This window comes from Streptomyces lacaronensis, assembly GCF_047337785.1.
GTDB lineage: Bacteria > Actinomycetota > Actinomycetes > Streptomycetales > Streptomycetaceae > Streptomyces > Streptomyces lycopersici.
The window spans coordinates 2322978-2343212 of record NZ_JBLHDK010000003.1 but is presented as its reverse complement, the minus strand read 5'-3'; the positions used below and the strand labels follow the sequence as shown (position 1 = coordinate 2343212).

At 70.1% G+C, this 20235-nt stretch carries 19 protein-coding genes; 17 read left to right on the top strand and 2 right to left on the bottom strand.

Annotated features, from left to right (window positions below; translation table 11 throughout):
- Positions 1 to 20 precede the first annotated feature (20 nt).
- The 7 genes from ACMTAK_RS10340 to ACMTAK_RS10310 all read left to right on the top strand — a co-directional run bounded on the left by ACMTAK_RS10340 (position 21) and on the right by ACMTAK_RS10310 (position 6179).
- Positions 21 to 1082: an NlpC/P60 family protein gene (locus ACMTAK_RS10340; protein ID WP_413805935.1), complete on the top strand. Its 1062-nt coding sequence runs from the start codon at positions 21 to 23 to the stop codon at positions 1080 to 1082.
- Between the two features lie 112 nt (positions 1083 to 1194).
- Positions 1195 to 1632, top strand: a complete 438-nt coding sequence (locus tag ACMTAK_RS10335; protein WP_262702548.1) for a Fur family transcriptional regulator — start codon at positions 1195 to 1197, stop codon at positions 1630 to 1632.
- A 34-nt stretch (positions 1633 to 1666) separates the two neighbouring features.
- Complete coding sequence (katG, locus tag ACMTAK_RS10330; protein ID WP_413805934.1) at positions 1667 to 3880, top strand: catalase/peroxidase HPI; 2214 nt, start codon at positions 1667 to 1669, stop codon at positions 3878 to 3880.
- Positions 3881 to 4074: 194 nt separating this feature from the next.
- Positions 4075 to 4452 (top strand): sortase-dependent protein, encoded by a 378-nt coding sequence (locus ACMTAK_RS10325; protein WP_413805933.1) that lies wholly within the window; start codon positions 4075 to 4077, stop codon positions 4450 to 4452.
- Complete coding sequence (locus ACMTAK_RS10320; protein ID WP_413805932.1) at positions 4449 to 5057, top strand: class F sortase; 609 nt, start codon at positions 4449 to 4451, stop codon at positions 5055 to 5057. Before ACMTAK_RS10325 ends, ACMTAK_RS10320 begins: the two co-directional genes overlap by 4 nt.
- A gap of 116 nt (positions 5058 to 5173) precedes the next feature.
- The gene (locus ACMTAK_RS10315; protein ID WP_413805931.1) at positions 5174 to 5665 is read left to right on the top strand and encodes an RNA polymerase sigma factor; all 492 of its coding nucleotides are present in this window, start codon (positions 5174 to 5176) and stop codon (positions 5663 to 5665) included.
- A complete protein-coding gene (locus ACMTAK_RS10310) occupies positions 5649 to 6179 on the top strand; it encodes a hypothetical protein (protein WP_413805930.1) in 531 nt (176 codons plus the stop codon). Before ACMTAK_RS10315 ends, ACMTAK_RS10310 begins: the two co-directional genes overlap by 17 nt.
- Before the next feature lie 30 nt (positions 6180 to 6209).
- Here ACMTAK_RS10310 and ACMTAK_RS10305 read toward each other — a convergent pair whose 3' ends face one another.
- Both ACMTAK_RS10305 and ACMTAK_RS10300 read right to left on the bottom strand, forming a co-directional pair.
- Positions 6210 to 7805: a solute symporter family protein gene (locus tag ACMTAK_RS10305; protein ID WP_413805929.1), complete on the bottom strand. Its 1596-nt coding sequence runs from the start codon at positions 7803 to 7805 to the stop codon at positions 6210 to 6212.
- Entirely contained in the window at positions 7802 to 8197 is a 396-nt protein-coding gene (locus tag ACMTAK_RS10300; RefSeq protein ID WP_121825672.1) for a DUF485 domain-containing protein, read from the bottom strand. The genes ACMTAK_RS10305 and ACMTAK_RS10300 overlap by 4 nt, the downstream gene beginning before the upstream one ends.
- A 539-nt stretch (positions 8198 to 8736) precedes the next feature.
- Here ACMTAK_RS10300 and ACMTAK_RS10295 point away from each other — a divergent pair.
- The 10 genes from ACMTAK_RS10295 to melA all read left to right on the top strand — a co-directional run bounded on the left by ACMTAK_RS10295 (position 8737) and on the right by melA (position 20218).
- Positions 8737 to 10125 (top strand): L-lactate MFS transporter, encoded by a 1389-nt coding sequence (locus ACMTAK_RS10295; protein ID WP_413805928.1) that lies wholly within the window; start codon positions 8737 to 8739, stop codon positions 10123 to 10125.
- Positions 10126 to 10129: 4 nt separating this feature from the next.
- On the top strand, positions 10130 to 10273 hold the full coding sequence (locus tag ACMTAK_RS10290) for an MFS transporter small subunit (RefSeq protein WP_413805927.1): 144 nt from the start codon (positions 10130 to 10132) through the stop codon (positions 10271 to 10273).
- A gap of 144 nt (positions 10274 to 10417) precedes the next feature.
- The gene (locus ACMTAK_RS10285; RefSeq protein WP_413805926.1) at positions 10418 to 13315 is read left to right on the top strand and encodes a sensor histidine kinase; all 2898 of its coding nucleotides are present in this window, start codon (positions 10418 to 10420) and stop codon (positions 13313 to 13315) included.
- A 30-nt stretch (positions 13316 to 13345) separates the two neighbouring features.
- On the top strand, positions 13346 to 13795 hold the full coding sequence (locus ACMTAK_RS10280; protein WP_413805925.1) for a roadblock/LC7 domain-containing protein: 450 nt from the start codon (positions 13346 to 13348) through the stop codon (positions 13793 to 13795).
- A 13-nt stretch (positions 13796 to 13808) separates the two neighbouring features.
- Entirely contained in the window at positions 13809 to 14426 is a 618-nt protein-coding gene (locus tag ACMTAK_RS10275) for a DUF742 domain-containing protein (protein WP_413805924.1), read from the top strand.
- Positions 14427 to 14769: 343 nt separating this feature from the next.
- Positions 14770 to 16113 carry an ABC transporter substrate-binding protein gene (locus ACMTAK_RS10270; protein WP_413805923.1) on the top strand — a complete coding sequence of 448 codons (1344 nt, stop codon included), beginning with the start codon at positions 14770 to 14772 and terminating at the stop codon, positions 16111 to 16113.
- 10 nt (positions 16114 to 16123) lie between these two features.
- Positions 16124 to 17074 carry a carbohydrate ABC transporter permease gene (locus ACMTAK_RS10265; protein ID WP_413805922.1) on the top strand — a complete coding sequence of 317 codons (951 nt, stop codon included), beginning with the start codon at positions 16124 to 16126 and terminating at the stop codon, positions 17072 to 17074.
- Positions 17071 to 17913, top strand: coding sequence for a carbohydrate ABC transporter permease (locus tag ACMTAK_RS10260; RefSeq protein ID WP_413805921.1), 843 nt, complete (start codon positions 17071 to 17073; stop codon positions 17911 to 17913). Before ACMTAK_RS10265 ends, ACMTAK_RS10260 begins: the two co-directional genes overlap by 4 nt.
- Before the next feature lie 41 nt (positions 17914 to 17954).
- Complete coding sequence (locus ACMTAK_RS10255) at positions 17955 to 18911, top strand: carbohydrate kinase family protein (RefSeq protein WP_413805920.1); 957 nt, start codon at positions 17955 to 17957, stop codon at positions 18909 to 18911.
- The gene (gene melA, locus ACMTAK_RS10250) at positions 18908 to 20218 is read left to right on the top strand and encodes an alpha-glucosidase/alpha-galactosidase (RefSeq protein ID WP_413805919.1); all 1311 of its coding nucleotides are present in this window, start codon (positions 18908 to 18910) and stop codon (positions 20216 to 20218) included. The genes ACMTAK_RS10255 and melA overlap by 4 nt, the downstream gene beginning before the upstream one ends.
- Positions 20219 to 20235: the final 17 nt, after the last annotated feature.

Genomic DNA, 20235 nt, shown 5'->3' with positions numbered 1-20235 from the left:
CCACCACCGGAGCCGATCCCATGCCACTGAAGAAGAAACGCCCCGTACTGCACGCCGTCACCGTGCTCGCGCTGCTCGGCGCCAGCGGCTATCTGACCGTGGAGCTCAGGAAGGACGAGCAGGACAGGACGCCCGCCACCCAGGCCGTCATCGACGAGCCGAACCTGGAGAACGGCACCGGTCAGCAGAGCGGCAAGCAGACCTGGGAGCGGCTGAAGAACCCCGCCCGCACCATCCTGCGCGGCGACAACGGCCAGATCCTCGCCACCTTCACCGACCACGCCCGCACCGCCACCCTGCGCGGCCCCTCCCGCACCTTCAGCGAGCCCGCCAGCACCAAGACCAAGGTGATCACCGAGGACTGGGTGCGGCTGATGCCGGAGCCGTGGGCCGAGGGCGCCGAGAAGAAGCAGTGGTTCAAGGACTGGTTCAAGGAGAACTACGGCAGCAAGAAGGAGGACATCTTCGCGATCGCCTTCCAGTACGTGGCGGGCGCGCCGGTCAAGAAGGACGCCCAGGGCATCCCGTACGCGGGCGACGCGGTCTTCGGGCCGTTCAAACCGGACGGCGTGGACCGGCTGGAGCAGAACGACTTCTACGACTACCTCGGCATCTCCTACACCTTCCGCGACGGCACCACGCTGGCCGCGCGCAAGGAGCGCTACCGGGCGCTGGACTGCTCCGGCTTCATCCGCATGGTCATGGGCTACCGCTCCCGCTACCCCCTGATGGCGAGCAACACCCTCGGCGACGGCCTGCCGCGCACCGCCAACGGCATGGCCCGCTCCAAGGTCGGCGTCGATGTCATCAAGATCCAGGGCCCCGGCCCCTGGTACACCCGGCCCACCAACATCGATCTGCTCCAACCCGGTGACCTGCTGTTCTTCAAGATGGATCACCGCACCGGCGACCATATGGACCATGTCGCCCTGTACCTGGGGCTGGACACCGACGGCCACCGCGTGTTCGTCTCCAGCCGCAAGGAGCAGAACGGCCCCACCATCGGCGACAACGGCGGTGTCTCCCGCATCGACGGCAACGGTTTCTACGCCGGGCTCTTCCGCAGCGCCAAGCGCCTCTGAGGCCCTAGGAGGAGAAAATCGGGCCGAATCGGGGCAAAAATGTTACGCGGCGCTAGACTTTAACGGCTAGTTTCCTTGTAGCGTTCGCGTTAGTGCGGGTAGGTTCTGCGCCATGACCGCATCCCAGACTCCGACCACTGCCGAGGAGCTGCGCGGTGTCGGCCTGCGGGTGACGGCCGCCCGTGTCGCCTTGCTGGAGACCGTCCGGGACGGTGATCACCTCGGGGTCGAGGCGATCGCCTCCGGGGTACGCGACCGTGTCGGCCACATCTCCCTCCAGGCCGTGTACGAGGCCCTTCACGCACTGACGGCGGCGGGCCTCGTACGCCGCATCGAACCGGCCGGCAACCCGGCCCGGTTCGAAGGACGCGTCGGTGACAACCACCACCACGTCGTATGCCGGACGTGTGGTGCCGTCGCCGATGTCGACTGCGCCGCCGGTGAGGCACCCTGCCTGACCGCGTCCGATGACCACGGCTTCTCCGTCGACGAGGCCGAGGTCATCTACTGGGGCCAGTGCCCCGACTGTTCCACCGCCACCAGTTCCTGAGCACCATGATCCGCCCTAGCGTGGAAGGATTTCCATGTCCGAGAACCATGAGGCAATCGTCGTAGACCCGAAGACAGAGGAAGCGGGGGGCTGCCCGGTCGCGCATGGGCGTGCTCCGCACCCCACGCAGGGCGGCGGCAACCGTCAGTGGTGGCCGGACCGGCTCAATCTGAAGATCCTCGCCAAGAACCCCCCGGTGGCGAACCCGCTGGGTGAGGAGTTCGACTACGCCGAGGCGTTCCAGGCCCTCGACCTCGCGGCGGTGAAGCGGGACATCGCCGAGGTGCTGACCACCTCGCAGGACTGGTGGCCCGCCGACTTCGGCAACTACGGCCCGCTGATGATCCGTATGGCCTGGCACAGCGCCGGCACCTACCGCATCAGCGACGGCCGCGGCGGCGCCGGTGCCGGTCAGCAGCGCTTCGCCCCGCTCAACAGCTGGCCGGACAACGCCAGCCTCGACAAGGCCCGCCGTCTGCTGTGGCCGGTCAAGAAGAAGTACGGCCAGAGCATCTCCTGGGCCGACCTCATGGTCCTCACCGGCAATGTCGCCCTGGAGACGATGGGCTTTGAGACCTTCGGCTTCGGCGGTGGCCGTGCGGACGTCTGGGAGGCCGAGGAGGACGTCTACTGGGGCCCGGAGACCACCTGGCTCGGCGATGAGCGCTACACCGGCGACCGCGAGCTGGAGAACCCGCTCGGCGCTGTCCAGATGGGCCTGATCTACGTCAACCCGGAGGGCCCCAACGGCAACCCGGACCCGATCGCCGCGGCCCGCGACATCCGTGAGACGTTCCGCCGGATGGCGATGAACGACGAGGAGACCGTCGCCCTCATCGCCGGTGGCCACACCTTCGGCAAGACCCACGGCGCGGGCCCCGCGGACGCCGTCGGCCCGGACCCGGAGGCCGCCCCGATGGAGCAGCTGGGCCTCGGCTGGAAGAGCACCCACGGCACCGGCGCGGGCAAGGACGCCATCACCAGTGGCCTCGAGGTCACCTGGACCACCACCCCCACCCAGTGGAGCAACGGGTTCTTCAAGAACCTCTTCGAGTACGAGTACGAGCTCACCAAGAGCCCGGCCGGCGCCAACCAGTGGGTGGCCAAGGACGCCCCGGAGATCGTCCCGGACGCCTTCGACCCGAACAAGAAGCAGCGCCCGACGATGCTCACCACGGACCTCTCGCTGAAGCTGGACCCGATCTACGGGCCGATCTCCCGCCGGTTCTACGAGAACCCGCAGGAGTTCGCGGACGCCTTCGCCCGCGCCTGGTACAAGCTGACCCACCGCGACATGGGCCCGAAGTCGCTGTACCTCGGCCCGGAGGTCCCGGAGGAGACCCTGCTGTGGCAGGACCCGCTGCCCGAGGCCGAGGGTGAGGCCATCGACGCCGCCGACGTCACGGCGCTCAAGGCCAAGATCCTCGACTCCGGTCTGACCGTCTCGCAGCTGGTCTCCACCGCCTGGGCGTCCGCCGCCTCGTTCCGCGGCAGCGACAAGCGCGGTGGCGCCAACGGCGCCCGGATCCGCCTGGAGCCGCAGCGCGGCTGGGAGGTCAACAACCCGGACGAGCTCGCGCAGGTCCTGCGCGTCCTGGAGACCATCCAGGGCGAGTTCAACTCCGGCGCCAAGAAGGTCTCCCTGGCCGACCTGATCGTCCTCGGTGGCTCCGCCGCCGTGGAGAAGGCCGCCAAGGACGCCGGTGTCGACGTCGAGGTGGCCTTCGCCCCGGGCCGTGTCGACGCGGGCGACGAGCACACCGACGCCGAGTCGTTCGCCGCGCTGGAGCCGACGTACGACGGGTTCCGCAACTACGTCGGCAAGGGCAACCGCCTGCCGGCCGAGTACCTGCTGCTGGACCGGGCGAACCTGCTCACCCTGAGCGCCCCCGAGACGACCGTCCTGGTCGGTGGTCTGCGTGTGCTGGGCGCGAACCACAACGGTTCCAAGCACGGCGTCCTCACCGAGACCCCGGGCAAGCTCACCAACGACTTCTTCGTCAACCTGCTCGACCTGGGCACGACCTGGAAGTCCACGTCCGAGGACCAGACCACGTTCGAGGGCCGTGACGCCTCGGGCGCGGTCAAGTGGACCGGCACCCGTGCCGACCTCGTCTTCGGCTCCAACTCCGAGCTGCGCGCCCTCGCGGAGGTCTACGCGAGCGACGACGCCAAGGAGAAGTTCGTGCACGACTTCGTCGCGGCGTGGGTCAAGGTCATGAACCTGGACCGGTTCGACCTCGTCTGATCCGCTCCGAGCACCCCGTCCAGGCCGGTCCGCACGGACCGGCCTGGACGTTTTTCCGCCCGAAGGCCCGCCAGGGCCGACGGACACGCTTTGCCATCTCTTTACAACGCGCCGCGCCGCTGCCTCGTCTCTCCGCTCGATCCGTAACCCAGCCCGCCGAACTGCCGGGCGGACCGACGAAAGAGAGCGACTCCATGCGCCGCACTGTCCTCAGCGCGATGACACTCGCGTGCACCGCCGTACTGGCGACCACCGTGCCCGCGTTCGCCGACGACGCGACCCCCGCCCCCCGCCGCACCCCCTCGGCCTCCGCCAGCCCGGTCCCGAGCGAGGCGCCGACCCGCAAGCCCACCTCCGCCGCCCCGGCCCCGAGGGAGGAACCGGCCCAGAAGCGGGACCGCGGCCAGGTCGCGGTCGTGCCGAAGGGCGCGCCCAACACCGGAGTGACGGCCGAGTCCTCCGGGTCGTCCGACGACGAGGGCGCGCTGATCGGCGGGGGAGCCGCCGCCGTGCTCGCCGCGGGCGGCGCGGCGGTCCTCGTCGTCCGCCGCCGGCGGGCGACCGGGGCATGACCCCGTTCTCCAGGCGCGCCTTCGCCACCGCGGCGATAGCCTCGCTGCTCGCGGGCTGCGGCGGCCACCCCTCCCGGCGGACCACGGCCGCACCGAGCTCCGGCAGGAGGCCACCGCCGACCCCCGCGAAGGCGGCGCGTCCCCTTGGGCGTTCGGTCCCGGTCGGGCTGCGGATCCCGGCCATCGGCGTCGACACCCCGGTCATCCGGCTGGGGCTGGCGCCGGACGGGAGCGTGGCGGTCCCGCCGGTCACGGCCCATGACCGCGCGGGCTGGTACCGGCACTCGCCGACACCGGGGCAGCTCGGCCCGTCGGTCATCCTCGGCCATGTCACGGTCGGCGCCTACGGCGACGGGGTCTTCCGTCGCCTGGCGCGGCTGCGCCGGGGCGACCGGGTCGAGGCGCGCCTGGAGAACGGCACGGCGGCACGGTTCGACGTCAGCGCCGTACGGACCGTCGCCAAGGCGGACTTCCCGGCGGACGAGGTCTACGGGAACGTGGACCGCCCGGAGCTGCGGCTGATCACCTGTGGCGGCCCCCGCTCCGGCGACGGCTACCTCGACAACGTGATCGTCTTCGCCGCGCTGACATCCGCCGGCCCCTGACCCACCCCGGACCCCGGGCCCATGGAACCCACACCGGCGGCCCGGGATCCTCCCCTTTGAAGTGTCCTCTTTAGAAGTGTCCTCACGGCCGAGTGCCGTCGCGACCATGGAGTGCGTTGAAACGGTCCCGTGACAGGGCGGCGTCCGAGCTGTTCGCCGCCCTCTACCCGCGCCTGGCCGGCTGGTGCCGCCGTCTCGTCGACGACGACGAGACGGCCCATGAGATCGCCTCCGAGGCGTTCACCCGGCTCTGGGCCCGCTGGACGTCCGTGGAGGAGCCCCGCGGCTTCCTCTACGTCACCGCGGCCAATCTCGTCCGGGACCACTGGCGCAAGGTGGAGCGCGAACGCAGGGCCATGCGCCGGGCCACCACGGAAGCCGCCGTCCACCCCCACACCGAACAGTCCGACCCGTCGGTGCGCCTGCTCGTGCAGTCGCTGCCGGAACGGCTGCGCGTCCCGATCCTGCTGCACTACTACGCTGACATGCCGATCCGGGAGGTGTCCGTACTGACCGGGCGCAAGGAAGGAACCGTCAAGGCCGACCTCCACGCGGCCCGGGAACTGCTCCGCGTCCACCTGAGGAGAAGCCTTGACCCCACGCTGTGACGACGGCCCGGAGCACCTCGGCCCCGAGCGGGAGCCCGACGACCCCCTCGCGGTGATCCTGCGGCCCCCCTCCGACTACCTCGGCCCGCCCCCCGGCCGGTACGAGGCGATCCGCCGCGCCGCGGCCCGCCGCAAGCTGCTCCGCGCCGCGGCCGGGGTCGGCGTGTCCTGCGCCGTGGCCGTCCTCATCGCGCTGCCGCTCCGCGCGGCGGCACCCGAGCCACCCGCGCGCCCGACGGTCCCGCTCGCCCCGCCGCCCGCGACCGGCCGTACGGCGCCCCCGCTTCCGTCGGTTTCCGGCGGTGCCTCGGTGTCGCCCAGCCCCTCGGCGCCGTCCGAGTCCGCCGGCCGGCGCCCCAGCCGCGGGCCCGGGAGCGAGACGTCCAGCCCCCGGGACGGCGCGAAGGTGCCCGCCCGCGGGCGGTCGGTGTCGCCCGGCTCCTCGGCGCGGGCCGTGCCTTCGGAGGGCCGGGGGGACACCGGGACCGCGCCCGGAACGACCCGTCGGCCGTAGGCGGCTCCGGCCGCCTGCGGCCCTGTCGCGCTACGCCTTCGAACCGATGCCGGTCAGCGACCGCACCTCCATCTCCGCCTGCTTCTTGGGGTCCGCGGGCTCCTTGCTGAAGACCGTGCCGAGGAAGCCGCAGAGGAAGGAGAGCGGAATGGACACCAGGCCGGGGTTGGTGAGCGGGAACCAGTGGAAGTCCACGCCCTTGATGATCGATGTGGAGCTGCCGGAGATGGCGGGGGAGAAGATGATGAGCACCAGGCCGGACACCAGCCCGCCGTAGATGCTCCACAGCGTTCCGGTCGTGTTGAAACGCTTCCAGAACAGCGTGTAGAGGATCGTCGGCAGATTGGCGGACGCGGCGAGCGCCAGGGCCAGCGACACCAGGAACGCGACGTTCTGGCCGTTGGTCAGGATGCCGCCGAGGATGGCCAGGAAGCCGATCACGAGCGCCGTCAGACGGGCGACCCGGATCTCGGACCGCGGATCGGCCTTTCCGTCCCGGATCACATTGGCGTACACGTCATGGGCGAACGAGGCCGAGGCGGCCAGGGTCAGTCCGGCCACCACCGCCAGGATCGTCGCGAAGGCCACCGCGGAGACGATGCCCAGGAGCATCGCACCGCCGATCTCGAAGGCGAGCAGCGGAGCCGCGGAGTTCTCGCCGCCGGGCGCGTTCACGATCTTGTCCGAGCCGACCAGCGCGGTGGCGCCGTACCCGACGAGCAGGATCGACAGATAGAAGATGAACATCGACCAGGAGCACCACACCACCGAGCGCCGGGCCTCCTTGGCGTCCGGCACGGTGTAGAAGCGCATCAGCACGTGCGGCAGGCTGGAGATGCCGAGGACCAGCGCCAGGGAGAGGGAGACGAAGTCGAGCTGGTCCATCGCGTTCTTGCCGTACCAGCCACCCGGGTTGAGCAGTTCCCCGCCCAGCGGACTGTTCTGCGACGCCTGGTCGAGGATCGCCGAGAGGCTGAACCCGAACTTTCCGAGCAGGAACACACTCATGAAGGTCACGCAGATCAGCAGCAGGCCCGCCTTGATGATCTGCACCCAGGTGGTGCCCTTCATGCCGCCCACCAGGACGTAGAAGACCATGACGAGGCCGACGCCGGTGATGATGAGGGCCTGCCCGCCCTTGCTGTGCACATTGAGCAGCAGGGCGATCAGGCCACCCGCGCCGGCCATCTGGGCGAGCATGTAGAAGAACGTGATCACCAGGGTGGCGTTGGCCGCCGCCGCGCGGACCGGGCGCTGCTTCATGCGGTAGGCCATCACATCGCCGACCGTGAACCGCCCGGTGTTGCGGAGCCGTTCACCGACGAGCAGCAGGGCGACCAGCCAGGCCACCAGCCACCCCACGGAGTAGAGGAACCCGTCGTAGCCGTGGACGGCGATCGCTCCCGAGATGCCGAGGAAGGAGGCGGCGGAGAGGAAGTCGCCGGAAAGGGCGATGCCGTTCTGGACGCCGCTGAAGGCGCTGCCCGCGGCGTAGTAGTCGGAGGTTGTCGAATTTCTGTTGGTGGCCTTGTAGACGACGAACAGCGTGATGACGACGAAAGCGAAGAAAACGCTCAGGTTGATCATCGGGCTGCCGGTCGTGCCGGCTGCGATCTGCACTGTCATTCCTTGCCGACTCCCGCCAGCTCGTGGATCGTGTCCACCTGGGGATCAAGTTTCTTGCGCGCGAAGCGCCGGTATGTCAGGACGATCGCCATGGTCGTCACGAACTGCAGCAGACCGAAAAGGGTGCCGGTGTTGACCGCGCCGAACACCTTGCGGCTCATGAAGTCGTGGTCGTAGGCCGAGAAGAGAACGAAGGTCATGTACCAGCACAAGAAGAACGCGCTCATCGGGAAGATGAACCAGAGCAGTCTCTTGCGCAGGAGTTTGAACTCCGGGCTCTGCTGGATCGCCTCGAAGTCGGGCTCCCCGATGTCGTCACCGCGATCGGCGAACCCCGTTCCGGTGGCCCGCTCGGATGGCAAGGAAGCGGGCGATCGCACCGATTTATTCATGGTTTTCTCCGGGGTTTTTCTGACGAATACGTCGGTTCGGGAGCGCCCGCGTTCGGGCGTCAGGGGAGGGCAACCGGCGGGCCCTTGACGCGGCAAGTGTAGTAAGGCACCGGACGCAGTCAACGTCGCACCCCGCTCCTCACCGGCGCAGATGGGCACATGTCAGGGTGTGGATCCGGCTTCGACGCCATCTCGATTATGACGGGAGAGGTCGCTGAACTAATATTTTGTCTCACCTTCCCGTGTTGTCCATTTTGACTTGATGTCAGGTTGCCGACGAGTGCTCAGGGTTGCGCCTTGGGGACATTTCGGCACCCGGCGTTGTGTCCCAAGTGTCGCCACTGGTAGAACCTCATCCCGGGTAGAACGTCCCATCGTGCGCGAGCATGAGTGCGGTGAGCGTGCCGCCTGGGCAGCGCGTCTGCCGTTGGCATATGACGGCAGCTCCCGGCTCGCCACTCCCTCCCCCGGGGTGTTTGGATAGGTCAAGGAACGCAGTCTGCGGGGGTGTTCCCAAGAAGCCGGAGGTAGGTTGATCTGTGGGTTTCCTCGACCGCTCTCGCATCGTCGCAGGCGCGGGCTGGAATCGTTGGCTGATTCCTCCGGCGGCGCTCGCGATCCACTTCTCCATCGGCCAGGCGTACGCCTGGAGTGTCTTTAAGATACCCCTGGAAGATTCCCTAGACATCTCCGGAACGGCTAGCGCCCTCCCGTTCCAGATCGGCATTCTGGTGCTCGGCCTCTCTGCCGCGTTCGGGGGAACGCTGGTGGAGAAAAAGGGCCCGCGCTGGGCCATGTTCGTCGCGCTCGTGGCCTTCTCGACGGGCTTCCTGGTCGCCGCGCTCGGCGTCGCCACGCGCAATTACTGGTTGGTCGTCCTCGGCTACGGCGGCATCGGCGGAGTCGGCCTCGGCATCGGGTACATCGCGCCGGTGTCCACCTTGATGAAGTGGTTTCCGGACCGGCCGGGCATGGCCACCGGTACGGCGATCATGGGTTTCGGCGGTGGCGCGCTGATCGCCTCTCCCTGGTCGACGGAGATGCTGAAGGCGTTCGGCAGTGACACCAGCGGCATCGCCAAGACGTTCCTGGTGCACGGCCTGGCCTACGCCGTGTTCATGTCGCTGGGCGTGGTGCTGGTGCGGGTGCCACCGGAGGGCTGGCGGCCGGCCGGCTGGACGCCCCGCGTCGACGCCGGCAAGCGGCTCGTCACCACCCGACACGTATCGGCCAGGAACGCGGTGCGGACGCCGCAGTTCTGGCTGCTGTGGGTCGTGCTGTGCATGAACGTTACTGCTGGTATCGGGATCCTGGAGAAGGCCGCCCCGATGATCCAGGACTTCTTCCACGACACGGCGAGTCCGGTGAGCGCGAGCGCCGCCACCGGGTTCGTCGCGCTGCTGTCCCTGGCCAACATGGCCGGTCGCTTCGTGTGGTCCTCGGTCTCCGACGTGGTCGGCCGGAAGAACATCTACCGGCTGTACCTGGGCGTCGGTGCCCTGCTCTACCTCACCCTGATGCTCGAGAAGGACAGCAGCACCGCGCTGTTCGTCGCCTCGACGATGGTGATCCTTTCGTTCTACGGCGGTGGATTCGCCACCGTTCCGGCCTACCTCAAGGATCTGTTCGGCACCTACCAGGTCGGCGCGATCCACGGCCGGCTGCTGACCGCGTGGTCGGTCGCCGGAGTCGCCGGACCGCTCATCGTGGATTCCATCGCGGATTCCGCACACGAGGACGGGCGCTCCGGCCCGGCTCTCTACACCTTCTCGTTCTCGCTCATGATGGGTCTGCTCGTCATCGGCTTCATCGCGAACGAGCTGGTACGTCCGGTGAATCCGAAGTTCCATGAGCCGGAGCCGGCGGCCCGGGAGGAGTCGGCACCCCCGGAGGAAACCCCCGATCCCCTTCCGGCAGAGAGGCGGTAAACCGGTGACTGACGCAGACGGCCCTTCGCCGACCGCGACCAAGACGGGTTCCCCCGTGGTGATGGTCGTGGCATGGCTGTGGGTGGCGGTGCCGTTTCTGTACGGCCTCTATCAACTGGCGGAGAAAAGCAGCAAGTTGTTCGAGTAAAGGCAGGCGCGCCGGCGCATCGCCGAAGCGATGGGCCGGCGCGCCTGCCGGGCGTTCGACTTTCCCCATCCGGGGAAATCCCAGGAGAAACGGCATCGTGATACATCCCTGTGGGCAAGCCGGTCCGAGCGCGGAGCGCGCCTCATGACCCCGGGCAGGCATGCGGCCGCGCGCGACCGCTCGTCGTCGTGGTGGGCCGGCGTCATGGAGTGGCGTAACTGGCGGCTGCCGGTGAAGTTGGGTGCCGTTCTGGTGGTGCCCGCTCTGCTCGCGGTGGCCTTGGGCGTCGTGCAGATCCAGCGCGACGTCGAGCGCGCCAACTCGTACGCGGACGTACAGCGGCTGGTCAAGCTGCGCGGCGGTCTGAGGCCGTTGATCGGCGATCTGCAGGAGGAGCGCACCCTGTCGGCCGAGCGGCTGGGTGACGGTGGGTCCACCGATCCGGCCGTGCTCCGCCGGCAGACCCAGCGCGTGGACCGCGCTCAGGCCGCCGTCACCCGCACCACGATGCGGACCCACGGTCTGAAGGGGGTTTCGGCCAACCGCTACCGCGACGCGTCCAGGCTCCTGGACGGACTGCCCGACCTGCGCGAGCGGGTGACCTCCAAGGATCTGGGCCCATGGCCCGCGGTGACCGAGTACAGCAAGATCATCAACAGTCTGCTCGACCTGGACCAGGCGCTGGGCAGCGGGTTCGGCGACGCTCAGCTGTCCGGACCGGCCAGTGCGCTGTACGACCTGGAGATGGTCCAGGAGCAGGTCCACCTCCAGCATGTGATCGTCATGGTGGCGCCCAAGCCCGGCACGCTGGAGGACCCGGAGCTCATCAGGGCGCTCCAGGAGTCCGACATCCGCATGCGGGACAAGCTGAGCGACTTCCGCGCCGTGGCCACCGCGGGGGACCAGCGCGCCTACGACCGCACGGTCACCGGCCCGGAGGTCGATCGGCGCACCAAGCTGCTGGACGGCGTGCTGTCCCAGGCGGGCTCGCTGAACGCCGGGCGGAACGGCGCCGACGCCCCGCCGTTCTCCAACCGCACCTGGCACCGCAGTTCGGAGGCGCACGGACGCCTCATCGACACGGTGGAGAAGCGGCTCGCCGACCGGCTCCGCGTGACCTCCGCCAAGCTCCAGGACGAGACCAGTGACCGGGCCGGTGCGGAGTCCGTGCTGCTCTTCGCCGTGCTCCTGCTCGCCTTCGCCATCGGCATCGCCATCGCCCGGCATCTGCTGCGGTCGCTGACCGTGCTGCGCTCCACCGCGCTCGACGTGGCCGAGCGCCGGCTCCCGGAAGCGGTGTCCAGCATCCGTGAGGGCGAGGCGTCCAGCACCGCGATCAGCGCCGTGCCCGTCCACACCACCGAGGAGTTCGGACAGCTCGCGAGGGCGTTCGACGCGGTGCACGGCCAGGCCGTGCGTCTGGCCGCCGAACAGGCCGCGCTCCGCGGCGATCTGCGCGACACCCTGGTCAACCTCTCCCGGCGCAGCCAGAGCCTGGTGGACCGGCTGCTGCGGCTGATGGAGCAGCTCGAGTCGCATGAGGAGGACCCGGACCAGCTGGCCAACCTCTTCAAGCTGGACCACCTGGCGACCCGTATGCGGCGCAACAACGAGAACCTGATGGTCCTGTGCGGCAGCACCCCGGTCCGCCCCTCCGAACAGCGGGTGCAGCTGGACAGCGTGCTGCGCGCCGCGGTCTCCGAGATCGAGCACTACCGGCGGGTAGTGGTGGAGCCCGTTCCCACCGCCGAGGTGATCGGGTACGCTGCCGGTGACCTGGCGCGAATGATCGCTGAGCTGCTGGACAACGCCACCGCGTTCTCCCCGCCGGAGACCCAGGTGACCGTCAGCAATACACTGCGGCTGGACGGTTCCGCACTGATCGAGGTCCGCGACGAGGGATTTGGGATGAGCGGTGCCGAATTGGCCAAGGCTCATCGGCGCGTAGCGGGGGACGCATCCGTGGAGGTACCTACGTCCCGGCAGATGGGCTTGACCGTCGTCGGTCAGCTGGCCCGTCGCCACGGCGTCACCGTGGAGCTGATCTCGGAGCGGGACACCGGTGGCGGACTGCGCGCGGGGGTGCTGGTCCCGGCCAGGCTGATGCTCGGGGACAAGCCCGCCATCGCGGGCCCGGAGAGCTCGCTGCCCATCCGGAAGACCTCCGCCAGGAACTCCGAGCCGGCGCGGCCGCACCGTGAGCTCGGCGGCGCCCCGGCGGCACCTCTGCCGCGCCGCGTGCCCGACGGCCCCCGCTCGCTGCGCGCCGGTGATGCCCCGGCCGCGTCCGAGCACGCGGGCCGCTCCCTGCCGACCCGCCCCAGTTCCTCGCGGGCGTTCACGGATCCCCAGCAGACCGGCGGACTGCCGCGTCGGAGCCCCGCCAAGCCCGGCCACCCGGCCAAGCCCGGTCATCCCACCAAGCCGGGCCATCCCGCCCCGGTCGGCGAGGGTGTCCCGGTCGGCGAGGGCGCCCCGGTCGGCGACGGCGCACCGGAGAAGACCGGCCCCCTGCCCGGCGACGGCGCGACGCCCGCTGACCGCCGTACGGCACGGCCGCCGGGGCAGCCCACGGTGCCACCGCGGCGTTCACGTCCCACCGCCCCGGACGACGCCCGCTCGCCATGGTTCGCGTCGCCCGAGACGGCACCGGCCGGCTCCCATGGCGAGGAGCCGCCCGACGGCCGGAAGTCCGCGGACCTTCCAGCGTCCGCCGCCGCCCGGCGGCCCGACCCCGCTCCGCGCGGACCGTCCGACGAGCGTCGGCCGGACCCCGCGGACGAGCCCGGCCAGATCGTCCACGAGCGGCCAGGTGCCGCGGAGGCGGGCGGCGTCACCCAGGCCGGGCTGCCCCGGCGGGTGCCGCGCCAGGGCCAGGCGGCGGACCGGGACAAGCCGCGCGCCACCGGAGAGCGGCCCGCGCCGCGCGCCGCCGCGGACGACGCCGCCGCGCGCCGGAACGCTGGCCGCACCCATTCGTTCCTCAGCAATTACCAGTCGGGCATCCGGCGGGCTCAGCCCGACGGACGCGACGAGACATAAGGTCTCAGCGAAGATGGACAGGAAGAACCCATGACCTCACCCCAGCTGCGGGAGGTGAGCCAGTTCGGATGGCTGGTCACCAACTTCACCGAGCGTGTGCCCAATGTGGCGTGCGCCGTGGTGGTCTCGGCCGACGGGCTGTTGCTCACCGCGTCGGAAGGGCTGGCGGCCGATCGGGCCGAGCAGGTCGCCACCATTGCCGCCGGGGCCATCAGTCTGATCCAGGGCGCTGCCCAGTGCATGGATACCGGTGATGTGCGGTCCTCCGTGATCCAGATGGAGCTCGGGAACATGCTCCTGATGTCGATCAAGGACGGCTCGTGCCTCGTGGTGCTGGCGGCGCCGGACTGCGAGATCGGTCAAGTGGCGTACGAGATGGCGGTACTGGTCGATCAGGTCGGCGAGATGCTGACCCCGGAACTCCGCGCCGAGCTGCAGGAATTGAACCTGCGGGGCGTAAAGCGGACAGCAGCCCAATAGGCCGGACGGGGAGATGATGAGCACCGGTGAAGGCCCTTCCGGGCAGGGACCTGGGAGAGAACAGGGGGCGGAGGACGAACAGACCTTCGCCGACGTGCTCAACGCCTTCAGCTTCGGCAAAGGGCGACGCGGGCGGAAGTCACCCCGGTCCGACGGGGCGCCGGAGGGCGCCCGGTCCCGCCGCCGGGGCGGGGACGCCCGGCCCGAGGAGCCCGGGGAACCCTTCCCGCGGGGGGCGTCGGAGCCGGAGCGGTCGGGCGTCTGGGACGCGGAGCACGACGGGAGCCAGGGTCCGGCCTCGCTGGTGCGCGCCTACTCGTGGACGGGCGGCCGGACCAGGTCCGACCATCACTTCGAGGTCGAGACCCTGGTGACCACCACCGAGCTGGGCCACCGCTCGATGGACACCCTTCAGGCGGACCACCGCCCGGTGATCGCGCTGTGCCAGGAGCCGCGGTCGGTGGCCGAGGTGGCGGCCATGCTCGCGGTGCCGCTGGGGGTGGCCAAGGTCCTGCTCGGCGACATGGCCGAGCACGGCCTGATCACCGTCCACCGGACGGCTTCCACGGAGGGCGACGTACCGGACGTCTCCCTGATGGAGCGCGTGCTGGTCGGGCTTCGGCGGATCTAGAGTCCTTCTGACGGATCTCCGTGGAGGAAGAACCCTGGCGGCTTCGCCGCGCGGGAGCCGACAGGTCCCCGCGCGGCGATATGCCCCCTTCTGTGTGCGATGCCCCCCGAAGAGCGCGCACTCGCTGATTGCTTGTGCGCGTTCGAAGCCAACACTGAGCAGTTTCACGCTCTTGACGTGATTCGCTCTGATCGGTTTACTCCCTGGCACGCCGATGTCGAATCCTCGGCGGCAGAGGTACGCCCAGCCGGTATGCGGCTCCGCCGTGAGTCCGGCCCGAGTCGCCAGGTCGCTGTCCGTGGCCGAGGCGGGGCCGTGCCCTCGGATCATGGAGCTCTCAGCGATGAGCCTGAACCGTTCGCGTATCCCTCCCCCTGTGCGCGGCGGTCCGTCCCGGCGTGGGGTGCTGCGCGGCGGCGGGGCGATGGCGCTCACCGGCGCCATGGGTGCCGCCGTGGCGGGATGCGGGACGGGCCTGGGGGTGGATTCCCATGGCACCGTGCACATCGAGGTGTGGCACGGGCAGACCAGCACCGCCCTGCGAGCGGTCAAGCGGCTCGTGGGCGACTTCCACCGCGGCCACCCGAAGATACGGATCGACCTGAGCGGCGGTGTGCTGGCGGACGACATGCTGCAGAAGGTGATGGCCGGTCTCGTCGCCGGATCCCCGCCCGATGTGGCCTATATCTTCGGCTCCGACCTGGCCAGCGTCGCCAGAAGCCCCCAACTGGCGGATCTGACCACGGTCGTGGAATCCGGGCAGGTCCCGTGGAAGCAGTACTGGCCCGCCGCCCGGGAGGGCGTCACGGTCGACGGTGTGGTCCGTGCGGTGCCCGCGGTGCTGGACTCGCTCGCCGTGGTGTGCAACAAGGCCCTCTTCCGCCGGGCGGGGCTGGAGCTGCCGGGCCCCGGCTGGACCTGGCGGGACTTCATCGAGACGGCCAGGAAGCTGACCGACCGCGGCAGGGGCACATTCGGCACCGGCTGGCCCGCCGCGGGCGACGAGGACACGGTGTGGCGGATGTGGCCCATGATCTGGGATCTGGGCGGCGAGGTCATCGCCGAGGGCAAACGCGAGATCGGGTTCGCGGGCGAACCCGGGGTCCGGTCCCTGGAGGTGCTCGCGGCACTCGCCAAGGACAGAAGCGTCTACGTCGATCCCAAACCCGGTGGCGAGCAGATGTACCAGGCGTTCGCCTCGGGTCGGCTGGGCATGGTCGCCACCGGGCCCTGGCAACTGCCCGACATCCGCCAGGCGAAGATCGACTATCAGGTCGTCCCGCTGCCGAGCTTCCACGGCAGGTCGGTGACCATCTCCGGCCCGGACACCTGGAGCGTGTTCGACAACGGCTCCGCGCGGCTGAAGGCCGCCCGTACCTTCGTCGGCTGGCTCATGGAGCCCGAGCAGGCGTATCGGTGGGACACCCAGGCGGGCAGCCTGCCGCAGAGCCGCCCGGCCGAGCGCCGTCCGCAGTGGCGGGCGTACGCGGCAGAAGTGCCCGGTCTGCCGGTGTTCACCGAGGTGCTGGAGACCGCCCGGGTACGGCCCGTCGACCGTGCCTACCCCAAGATCTCCATCCCGTTCGGCGAGGCCGTCACCGCCGTCCTGCTCGGCAGGAGCACACCGGCGAAGGCGCTGCGGCGGTGCGCCGACGAGGCCAACGCGGCCATCGCCAAGGTGCGTTGAGGAGCTCCCCATGTCCCGTCTGCCCACCCCCATAACCCGTCCGGCGCCCCGCACACCGGCCCGTCCCGCACGCCGCCGAGGCCGCCGGGAGGCCGCGACCGCCTGGGCGTTCGTCCTTCCCTCCGTCCTGGTCATCCTGGGCCTGAGCGTCGTCCCCGTCCTGTGGTCCCTGCTGCTGTCGTTCCAGTACAGCGACCTCCTCACCCCGAGCGTCTGGGTGGGCTGGGACAACTACCGCCAGCTGGCCGACGATCCGCAGTTCGCCCAGGCCGTGCGCAACACCCTGGAGTACACGGCGCTGTACGTACCGCTGAGCATCGGTCTGGGGCTGGTGCTCGCGCTGGTCCTCAACCGCCGGATCCGGTTCGCCGGTCTGTACCGCACGCTGCTCTTCGTGCCGTTCGTGGTCTCGGCCGCCGCCCAGGGCGTGCTGTTCTCCTTCATCCTCGACCCGGAGTTCGGCGCGGCCAACTCGCTGCTGCACCACCTCGGAGTCTCCCCGCAGGGCTTCCTGTCCGACCCGGGCCAGGCGCTGCTGGTCCTGGTGGGCATCTCGCTGTGGAACGGCACCGGCTTCTGCGTCGTGATCTATCTGGCGGCCCTCCAGGACGTACCCCGTGAACTGACCGAGGCCGCCACCCTGGACGGCGCGGAGCGGCGGCATGTGCTGCGCCATGTCACCCTGCCCACCATCGCGCCGGTCAGCGTGTTCCTGCTGCTGTGGCAGACGATCAGCGCACTGCAGGTCTTCGACCTGGTGTACGTGACGACCAAGGGCGGTCCGCTCGGATCCACCACCGTGATCGTCTACTTCGTCTGGGAGCAGGCGTTCCGCAACTTCACCGCCGGTTACGGGGCCGCGGCGGCCTATGTCCTCGGCGTCGCCCTGCTCGTGGCCGCCGCCGCGCTGCGGCTGGTCCGGCGCCGTGGCGACGGCCGTATCGAGGGAGTCACGTCATGACGGAGCTGTCCCCACGGCGGCGGCCGCGGCTGCCGTTCAGCCCGTGGCATCTGCTGCTCGCGCCGCTGGCGCTGCTCTTCGCCGTACCGCTGATCTGGCTGGGGCTCAGTTCGGTGATGAGCGACGCGGAGATCAACCGCTTCCCGCCCGCGCTCTGGCCCTCCGGCATCCACCTGGGCGGCTACCGCTTCGTGCTCGGCAACGCGATGTTCCCGCGCTGGTTCGCCAACTCCCTGATCGTCTCGGCGGTCGCGGTCGTGTCCAATCTGCTGCTGGGGACGCTGGGCGGATACGCCTTCGCCCGGATGCGGTTCGGCGGGTCCCGGGTGCTGCTGGTGCTGATGCTGGCCACCATGGCGATCCCGTTCCAGCTGACGATGATCCCGACCTTCCTGGTGATGCGGAAATTGGGGCTCGTCGACACCCTCGGGGCGCTGATCGTGCCCTCGCTGGTGACGCCGTTCGCGGTGTTCCTGCTGCGGCAGTTCTTCCTCTCCCTGCCCAGGGAGCTGGAGGAGGCCGCCTGGATCGACGGGTGTTCGCGGCTGCGGGTGCTGTTCCAGATCGTGGTCCCGCTGTCCCGCCCGGCGCTGAGCACGGTCGCCGTCCTGACCTTCCTCACCACCTGGAACGACCTGTCGTGGCCGCTCATCGCGCTGAACCACGACGCCAACTACACCCTCCAGCTGGGCCTGACCACCTTCCGGGGGCAGCACCACACCCAGTGGTCGGCCGTGATGGCGGGGAACGTCATCACCGTCCTGCCGGTGCTGCTCGCCTTCCTCGCCGCCCAGAAGACCTTCGTCCGGTCGATCACCTCCACCGGTCTCAAGGGCTGACCGGCACCGCCCAGCCTCTCCCTCACCCTTCAGGAACCCGTATGCCACCCACCTTCGACCTGCTCGTCATCGGGGACGCCAACCCGGACGTCATCGTCGGACCGCTCGGCCCCCCGCTCGCCTTCGGCCAGCGCGAACAGCTCGTCGACAGCGGCGCGCTCACCCTCGGCGGATCCGCCGCGATCACCGCGTGCGGCGCCGCCCGGCTGGGGCTGCGGGTGGCCTTCGCCGGACGCGTCGGGGACGACGGCGCCGGACACTACATGCGCGACCGGCTCGCGGCGCACGGCGTCGACGTCAGTGGGCTGCACCTGGACAGCGCCCTGCCGACACCGCTCACCGTCATCGTGACCCGCGGCGACGACCGGGCCATCCTCACCTCGCCGGGCACACTCGCCGCCACCTCGGGCCGCGACATCCCCCCACACCTGCTGACCTCGGCCCGCCACCTCCACGCCGCGTCCTACTTCCTCATGCCGGGGCTCGCCGCCGATCTGCCGGACCTCTTCGACGCCGCCCGCGCTGTGGGCGCCACCACCTCGCTGGACACCAACGACGACCCCTCGGGCCGGTGGGACCGCGCCGCGCTGGCCCCCGTCCTCGCCCGGACCGACCTCCTGCTGCCCAACGCCGCCGAGGCACACCGGCTTGCGGGCACCGACGGCACATCCGTCGCGGCGGCCGCCGAACTCCTCGCGCGGCAGGTCCCGCTGGTGGCCGTCAAGAACGGGGCGGACGGCGCCCTGTGCCACGACGGCCGGACCCTGCTCACCACCGCGGGGATCCGTGTCACGCCCCGGGACGCCGTCGGCGCGGGCGACAGCTTCAACGCGGGCTTCCTCGCCGGACGGCTCACGGGCCGGCCGATCGCCGAGGCGCTCGACCTCGCCGCCGCCTGCGGTGCGCTGTCCACCCGCGCCCCGGGCGGCACCACCGCCCAGCCCACCTGGGACGAAGCCCTCACCCACCTCACCGCCAACGGAGACATCCCGTCATGATCAACCCCAAGATCGTGCTCATCGGCGCGGGAAGCGTCGTGTTCACCCAGGGCCTGCTGGCGGATCTCTTCGCCTTCCCGGAGCTGAAGTCCGCGCGGATCGCCCTGCACGACATCGACCCGGAACGCCTGGCCACCGCCGAGGCCGCCGCGCGCTACATCGCCGAGCGGCGGGGCGCCGCCGCGCACATCACCGCACACGCCGACCGGCGCGAGGCACTCGACGGCGCCGACTTCGTCATCAACCTCGTCCAGATCGGCATGGGGGAGGCCACCCGGATCGACTTCGAGATCCCCGCGCGCCACGGTGTGCGGCAGACCATCGGCGACACCCTCGGCGTCGGCGGCATCTTCCGCGCCCTGCGCACCTTCCCGCTCCTCAAGGCGCTGGGCGAGGACATCGCCGCCGTATGCCCCGGGGCATGGCTGCTCAACTACACCAACCCGATGGCCATGAACGTGCAGTACCTCGTGGCGGCCACCGGGCTGACCCGGGTGGTCGGCCTGTGCCACTCGGTCTACTGGACCATCCATGATCTGTGCAACCTGCTGAAGGTCCCCTTCGCCGAGGTCACCTACCGCGCCGCCGGGGTCAACCACCAGGCGTGGGTGCTCCGTCTGGAGCACGACGGCACCGATCTCTACCCCCGGCTGGACGCGCTGATCGCCGAGAACGAGCAGCTGCGGCGGCGGGTCCGCGTCGACATGTACCGGCGGCTCGGCTACTACCCGACCGAGACCAGCGAGCACTCCTCCGAGTATGTGCCCTGGTATCTGCGCCACGACAGCGAGATCGAGCGGCTGCGGCTGCCCGTCGGCGCGTACCTCGGCATCGTGGACGAGAACGTCGCCGCATACGAACGGACCCGCGACGCCCTGGCGACCGGCGCCGATATCGACGTCGAGGGGACCATGGAGTACGCCCCGCAGATCATCCACTCCATGGTGACCGGCACCCCCAGGACCGTCTACGGCAATGTGCCCAACCACGGCCTCATCGAGAACCTTCCGGCCCACGGCGTGGTCGAAGTTCCGTGTCTGGCCGACCGGTCCGGTGTGCGGCCGACCCGTGCCGGTGCGCTGCCCCCGCAGCTCGCCGCGCTCAACCGCACCTACCTCAGCATGAACGACCTCGTGGTGCGCGCCGCCCTGGGGGACGAGCCGCGCCATATCCGGCACGCGGCCATGACCGACCCGGCGACCGCCGCCGCCCTGCGCGTCGAGCAGATCTGGGAGCTGTGCGACGAGATGGTGCGCGCACACGGCGAGCGGCTGCAACCGGCGCTGCGCGCGACCCTCGCCATCTGACCCTCGCCATCTGACAA